The sequence below is a fragment of the Nocardioides jensenii JCM 1364 = NBRC 14755 genome (assembly GCF_001552535.1).
Taxonomy (GTDB): domain Bacteria; phylum Actinomycetota; class Actinomycetes; order Propionibacteriales; family Nocardioidaceae; genus Nocardioides; species Nocardioides jensenii.
In genome coordinates this window covers 65,636-71,635 of record NZ_BCRJ01000073.1, presented here as the reverse complement: position 1 = coordinate 71,635, position 6,000 = coordinate 65,636, and the positions used below count along the sequence as shown (strand labels likewise).

Below are 6,000 nucleotides of genomic sequence, written 5' to 3'. Positions count from 1 at the left end.
GACCGAGCGTCGGAGCTGCGTCAGCCGCTCCTCGTGGTGCCGCCACAGCCGGGCCTCGGCAAGGCGTACCGACGCGGTCACCAGGGCCTCGATCGCCGGGTGGAGCGTGAGGGCCGGGCCGCTGACGTCGACGATGCCGAGCAGGGAACCGTCGATCGGGTCGTGGATCGGTGACGCGGAGCAGTACCACGGCACCTGGGCGTTCTCGAAGTGCTCGGCCGAGAAGAGCTGGACCGGCGCCGCCTCTGCCAGTGCCGTGCCGATCGCGTTGGTGCCGACGGCTCCCTCGGTCCAGTTCGCACCCTCGGCGAACCCGAGCACGTCGGCCTTCCTCCTGACCCGCGACGATCCGCAGCGCCACAGCACCACGCCCTCGGCGTCGGTGACCACGACCAGGTAGTTCGACGCGTCGGCCGCGCTGAGCAGGAGCTCGCGGATCTCGGCGATGACCAGCGACAGGCGCGAGTCGCGGCGCCGGTCGTCGACCGCGGACGGCGGCAGCGGCTCGCGTCCGTTGGGCCCGTCGGGGTCGATGCCCAGGCTCAGCATGCGCTCCCAGGACCGGGCGACGACCGCGCGCGGGCGTGCGGGCGGAGCGGTGCCGGAGAGCACCGCGTCGTGGATCCGGACCAGGTCGCGGGCCCGCAGCGCAAGATCATGCGTGGCCATGTGCTCCACCATAGGTGCAGGTTGTGACGGCGGCCACAGTCCATCCACGGCCGACGATCTTCGTTGCAACACGCTGCAACCCTGTCGCCACCACTCCTGCCTCCTGTGTGCTGCATCACATGCACCACGAGAGAAGGAGCCAACCATGACCCAGACACTTGAACCCGTCACCACCGCGAGCACCAACCCGGGGACGCAGAGCCCCGAGGAGCGGGTTGCCGGCTGGTTCGCCGAGCTCGAGGCGGCACTGCAGGCCGGCGACGCCCCCGCCGCCGCGAGTCTCTTCGCGACCGATTCCTACTGGCGCGACCTGATTGCCTTCTCGTGGAACCTGACCACGTCCGAGGGGCGGGACCAGATCGCCGACCTGGTCTCGAACACGACGTCGGCCGCTCGCGCCTTCCGCACCGAGGAGCCCGCTGAGGAGGCCGACGGCGTGACCACGGCGTGGTTCACCTTCGAGACCGCGGTCGGTCGCGGCCGGGGTCTCCTACGTCTGGTCGACGAGGACGGGCCGAAGGCCTACACGTTCCTGACCACGCTCTACGAGCTCAAGGGCCACGAGGAGCCGCGCGGCACCGGCCGGCCGATGGGTGCCGAGCACGGCGCCACCAAGGACCGCATCACCTGGGCCGAGAAGCGGCGCCAGGAGGACGAGGCGCTCGGCACCACCACGCAGCCGTACGTGCTGGTCATCGGCGGCGGTCAGGGTGGCATCGCCCTCGGTGCGCGGCTGCGACAGCTCGACGTACCGGCACTCGTGATCGACAAGTACGAGCGCCCCGGCGACCAGTGGCGCAGCCGCTACAAGTCCCTGTGCCTGCACGACCCGGTCTGGTACGACCACCTGCCCTACCTGAAGTTCCCCGACAACTGGCCGGTCTTCGCCCCCAAGGACAAGGTCGCCGACTGGCTCGAGTCCTACACCAAGGTGATGGAGGTGCCCTACTGGTCGAGCACCGAGGCCCGCGATGCGTCGTACGACGAACGCACGGGCGAGTGGACCGTGACCGTCGTGCGCGACGGCGAGCCGTTCACGCTGCACCCGAAGCACCTCGTGCTGGCCACCGGCATGAGCGGCAAGCCGAACGTGCCGGACTTCCCCGGCGCCGACGTCTTCGCCGGCGAGCAGCACCACTCGTCGGCGCACCCCGGCCCGGACGCGTACACCGGCAAGAAGGTCGTGGTGATCGGCAGCAACAACTCGGCCTTCGACATCTGCGGGGCGCTGTGGGAGCACGACGCCGACGTGACGATGGTGCAGCGCTCCTCGACCCACATCGTGAAGAGCAACACCCTGATGGACGTCGGGCTGGGCGATCTCTACTCCGAACGGGCGCTGGCCGCGGGGATGACCACCGAGAAGGCCGACCTGGTCTTCGCCTCGCTCCCCTACCGGATCATGCACGAGTTCCAGATCCCGCTCTACGACAAGATGCGCGAGATCGACAAGGACTTCTACGACCGCATGGAGAAGGCCGGCTTCGAGCTCGACTTCGGCGACGACGGGTCGGGACTGTTCCTGAAGTACCTGCGCCGCGGCTCCGGCTACTACATCGACGTCGGAGCCGCCGAGCTGGTCGCCGACGGCCAGGTCAAGCTGGCGCACGGCAACGTCGACCACCTGACCGAGAGGGCGGTCGTGCTCGAGGACGGCACCGAGCTCGAGGCGGACCTGGTCGTCTACGCGACCGGCTACGGCTCGATGAACGGCTGGGCCGCCGACCTGATCAGCCAGGAGGTCGCCGACAAGGTCGGCAAGGTGTGGGGCCTGGGCTCGGACACCACCAAGGACCCAGGGCCGTGGGAGGGCGAGCAGCGCAACATGTGGAAACCCACCCAGCAGGAGAACCTCTGGTTCCACGGCGGCAACCTGCACCAGTCACGGCACTACTCGCTCTACCTGGCGTTGCAGCTCAAGGCACGGCACGTCGGCATCGACACCCCGGTGCACCGGCTGCAGGAGGTGCACCACACCAGCTGACCTCGGCCAGAAGGCGCCCAGGGCCCGGCGCGCAGCGAGTTCGACTCCGTTGCGCGCCGGGAGGCCCTTCCCCGCGGACCGTCCGACAGGTAAGTCGGGCGGTCCCGGTGCCTGCTGAGCGTGGGTCGATGCTCTCCACGACCCACTTACCTGTCCGACGGTCCGGCGTCAGGCGTGGGCGGAGGACCAGAAGATCGCGACGCCGATGTTGATCAGCGTGAGCGCGAGGATGCCGTAGAACAGGCCATCGGGAATCTTCGGCTTGCGCAGGTTGGCCATCACCAGGCCGAGGATCACCAGGCCGATGACCAGCTTGACCCCGATCTTGGCGTGGTTGACATCGCCGTCGCCCGCTTCGAGCACGCCGGTCAGCGCCAGGCCGGCCAGGAACGCCGTGCCGGCACCGTCTCGCATCAACCCGTTGACGGCCTTGTCGCTCGCCCGCATCTGCATGACCAGGCCACCGAAGAGGGCCGCGAAGCCGAGGATGTGCACGAAGAGCAGCACCTGCCGCAGGATGTCCATGGCCGGATCCTACGTGGCACGGAGGCACGTGGCTCCGGGGCCCGCTGCGTCGTCCTACTTCTTGGGGGCAGCCTTCTTGGCAGGCGCCTTCGTGGCGGTGGTCCTCGACGCTGCCGCCTTCTTGGTCGGCGCAGTCGCCGTCGCGCTCTTGGCAGGCGCCTTCGTGCCGACCGCCTTCTTCGCAGCCGCGCGCTTGGAGCCGCGCACCTTCTTGGCCGGGCGTACGACGAGCACCGGGCACGGCGCGTAGTGCTGGACGCGCTGGGCGGTGCTGCCCATCAGAACCGTGTCGCTCAGCCCTCGACCGCCGGCGGCGATGACGACCAGACCCGCGCCGTACTGGTTGGCGGCCTTGATGATCTCGTTGGCCGGCGACCCACTGCGGATCCGCTTGTGCACCGTGCCGTGCCACCCGTCGAAGACGGCGGCGATCGTGGTCACGGCGTCGGTGGCGGCCTGCCGGGACGAGGTGTCCTCGCCGGGATCCCTGGACGGCTTCGACGGGGACAGGTCGTTGGCGAAGGCGACTGCCGCGAGTGGCCGGATCACCGCGACGACGGAGATCTCCGTGACCTTGTCGGGGTCGGCGAACGACTTGAACTGCTTGGCCGCGGTCAGGGACTGACGCGAACCATCGGTGGCGATGACGACGTGCATGGTCACTCTCCCGTGCTGGTGGAAACGATGGAACGTCAGCAACTGCGCGTCCTTCATCGGACCGTGACGCCGCGCGAATGTCAATGATCTCCGCGCCGAAAGGCGTGTCGTCGTCGCCGAGCGGTCAGAGAAGGCGCCTGCCAGACGCCGCACCCCCGGCACCAACCGTCAGAGAAGACGCCTGTCAGACGCCCACCGCGTCAACTCGTGACGCGAGGAGAGCTGCAGCTTCCGCAGCACCGAGGACATGTGCGTCTCGACCGTCTTCACCGAGATGAACAGCTCCTTGGCCACCTCCTTGTAGGCGTAGCCGCGGGCGATCAGCCGCATCACCTCGCGCTCCCGCTCGGTGAGCCGGTCGAGGTCCTCGTCGACGGCAGCGACCTCGATGGAGCCGGCGAACGCGTCGAGCACGAAACCCGCGAGACGTGGGGAGAACACGGCGTCCCCCTCGGCCACACGCTGGATCGCGGCGACCAGCTCGGGGCCGGTGATGGTCTTGGTGACGTAGCCACGGGCGCCGCCGCGGATGGTGCCGATGACGTCCTCGGCGGCGTCGCTGACGCTCAGCGCCAGGAAGCGTGTCTCGGTGGCGGCGCCCAGCTGGCGCATCACCTCCACGCCTCCTCCACCGGGCAGGTGTACGTCGAGGAGCACGACATCGGGCCGGTGCTCACGGATCGCGGCAACGGCAGTGGCGACGTCCTCGGCGTCGGCGACGATGTCGAGGGCGCCGGGGGACGCCGCGTTCTGCAGCTCGGCGCGCACTCCTGCGCGGAACATGGCGTGGTCATCGACGATCACGACTCGGGTCACGACTTCTCCTCCTGAAGGGGCATGCTCAACACCACTTCGGTGCCGGCGCCCGGCGTACTCCTGATCTCGGCTGTGCCGCCATGGCGTTCCATGCGCGCCACGATGCTGCCACGGACACCCTGCCTGTCCCCGGCCATGGTCGCCGGGTCGAAGCCGATCCCACGATCCTTGACGTAGATCTCGACGCTCGAGGGCGACACCTCGGCGTACACGTCGATGCGATCGGTGCCAGCATGCTTGGCGGCGTTCGTCATGGCTTCGCGGGTGGCGTGCACGATCGGCGCGACGTCCTCGGTGACCGCCACGTCCCCGACGACGACGGTCTCGACGGCCACCGCGTAGGTGTCTTCGATCTCGGCGGTCAGCGCCCGCAGCGAGGCCGCGACGGATGCACCCTCCTCCTTCTGCTCGGAGAAGAGCCAGGTGCGCAGGTCGCGCTCCTGGGCGCGGGCCAGGCGGGCGACGGTGGCGGAGTCGTGGGCGTTGTTCTGGATCAGGGCCAGCGTCTGCAGGACGGAGTCGTGCAGGTGGGCGGCCACATCGGCGCGCTCCTGGCTACGGACCCGCTCGGCGCGCTCCTCCCCCAGGTCCGAGGCGAGGCGAAAGATCCAGGGCCCCAGTGTGAGCGCCAGGCCGATGACCCCCAGCAACCCCGCAACGACGATCTCGCGGGCCAGCCCGATTCCCCCGCTGGTCAGCGCGAACAGGCCCAGCCCCGACAGGATCAGGGCGCCGCCGGCGAAGATGCGGGCGTACGACGCCCACGTTCCGCTGCCGAACATGGCGCGGACCGGGTCGACGCGTTCGGAGGTGTTGAGCCAGCGCTCTCGTTGCGCCTCGTCGGCCTGGCGCCAGATCAGCGCAACACCCACGATGCCGAGCACGATCGGCCAGAACAGCGCACCCCGGCCGAAGACCGACTCGAACATGATCACGATGCCGAAGGCCAGGGCGCCCATCGCGATCGTGGGGCCGACGTCGGCCATCCGACGGACCCGGCCGGGGCGCTTGCCGGTGCGGGTCGCGGAGGCCAGGCCGGGAGCCTCGTCGGTGAACCGGTCGTCGGTCGGCAGCACCATCCAGAGGCCGGCGTACATCGCGATCCCCATGCCACCGAGTGCCGCAGCGAGGATGAACGCGACCCGCACCCAGATCACGGGCAGGGCGAGATGCCTGGCCAGTCCGGAAGCCACTCCACCGAGGTAGCTGTCGGTCGAGTCACGGGTGGCCCGTCGGACCTCGGAGGGGGCGGAGTTCGTCATCGTCCGACAATCGTCTCAGAACGCGCTCGCGCGAACCATGAGGCGAACCCCTGACCCGACCCTGACCCGAGGTCTCCTGAGCCGGCG

Annotated in this window: 6 protein-coding genes; 1 reads left to right on the top strand and 5 read right to left on the bottom strand. The window is 69.4% G+C overall.

The genetic code is table 11. From position 1 onward, the window contains the following. A partial coding sequence (locus NJ4_RS16265) for a GAF domain-containing protein (protein WP_245644596.1) occupies window positions 1-669 on the bottom strand: 669 nt, incomplete at its 3' end. Between the two features lie 145 nt (window positions 670-814). Here NJ4_RS16265 and NJ4_RS16260 point away from each other — a divergent pair. Then, window positions 815-2,653 carry a flavin-containing monooxygenase gene (locus NJ4_RS16260; RefSeq protein ID WP_067437485.1) on the top strand — a complete coding sequence of 613 codons (1,839 nt, stop codon included), beginning with the start codon at window positions 815-817 and terminating at the stop codon, window positions 2,651-2,653. 168 nt (window positions 2,654-2,821) lie between these two features. Here the strand turns inward: NJ4_RS16260 and NJ4_RS16255 are convergent, their stop codons facing one another. The 4 genes from NJ4_RS16255 to NJ4_RS16240 all read right to left on the bottom strand — a co-directional run bounded on the left by NJ4_RS16255 (window position 2,822) and on the right by NJ4_RS16240 (window position 5,913). Next, on the bottom strand, window positions 2,822-3,178 hold the full coding sequence (locus tag NJ4_RS16255; RefSeq protein WP_067437482.1) for a hypothetical protein: 357 nt from the start codon (window positions 3,176-3,178) through the stop codon (window positions 2,822-2,824). A 54-nt stretch (window positions 3,179-3,232) separates the two neighbouring features. Next, window positions 3,233-3,835 carry a universal stress protein gene (locus tag NJ4_RS16250; RefSeq protein WP_082748749.1) on the bottom strand — a complete coding sequence of 201 codons (603 nt, stop codon included), beginning with the start codon at window positions 3,833-3,835 and terminating at the stop codon, window positions 3,233-3,235. 168 nt (window positions 3,836-4,003) lie between these two features. Continuing rightward, on the bottom strand, window positions 4,004-4,651 hold the full coding sequence (locus NJ4_RS16245; protein WP_067437480.1) for a LuxR C-terminal-related transcriptional regulator: 648 nt from the start codon (window positions 4,649-4,651) through the stop codon (window positions 4,004-4,006). Then, complete coding sequence (locus NJ4_RS16240) at window positions 4,648-5,913, bottom strand: ATP-binding protein (RefSeq protein WP_067437478.1); 1,266 nt, start codon at window positions 5,911-5,913, stop codon at window positions 4,648-4,650. The genes NJ4_RS16245 and NJ4_RS16240 overlap by 4 nt, the downstream gene beginning before the upstream one ends. Between the last annotated feature and the right edge of the window lie 87 nt (window positions 5,914-6,000).

What these genes read in the sequence shown, in the direction of transcription:
- NJ4_RS16260 (WP_067437485.1), top strand. Translation starts at nt 815, where the DNA reads ATGACCCAGACACTTGAACCCGTCACCACCGCGAGCACCAACCCGGGG.
- NJ4_RS16255 (WP_067437482.1), bottom strand. Translation starts at nt 3,178, where the DNA reads ATGGACATCCTGCGGCAGGTGCTGCTCTTCGTGCACATCCTCGGCTTC.
- NJ4_RS16250 (WP_082748749.1), bottom strand. Translation starts at nt 3,835, where the DNA reads ATGCACGTCGTCATCGCCACCGATGGTTCGCGTCAGTCCCTGACCGCG.
- NJ4_RS16240 (WP_067437478.1), bottom strand. Translation starts at nt 5,913, where the DNA reads ATGACGAACTCCGCCCCCTCCGAGGTCCGACGGGCCACCCGTGACTCG.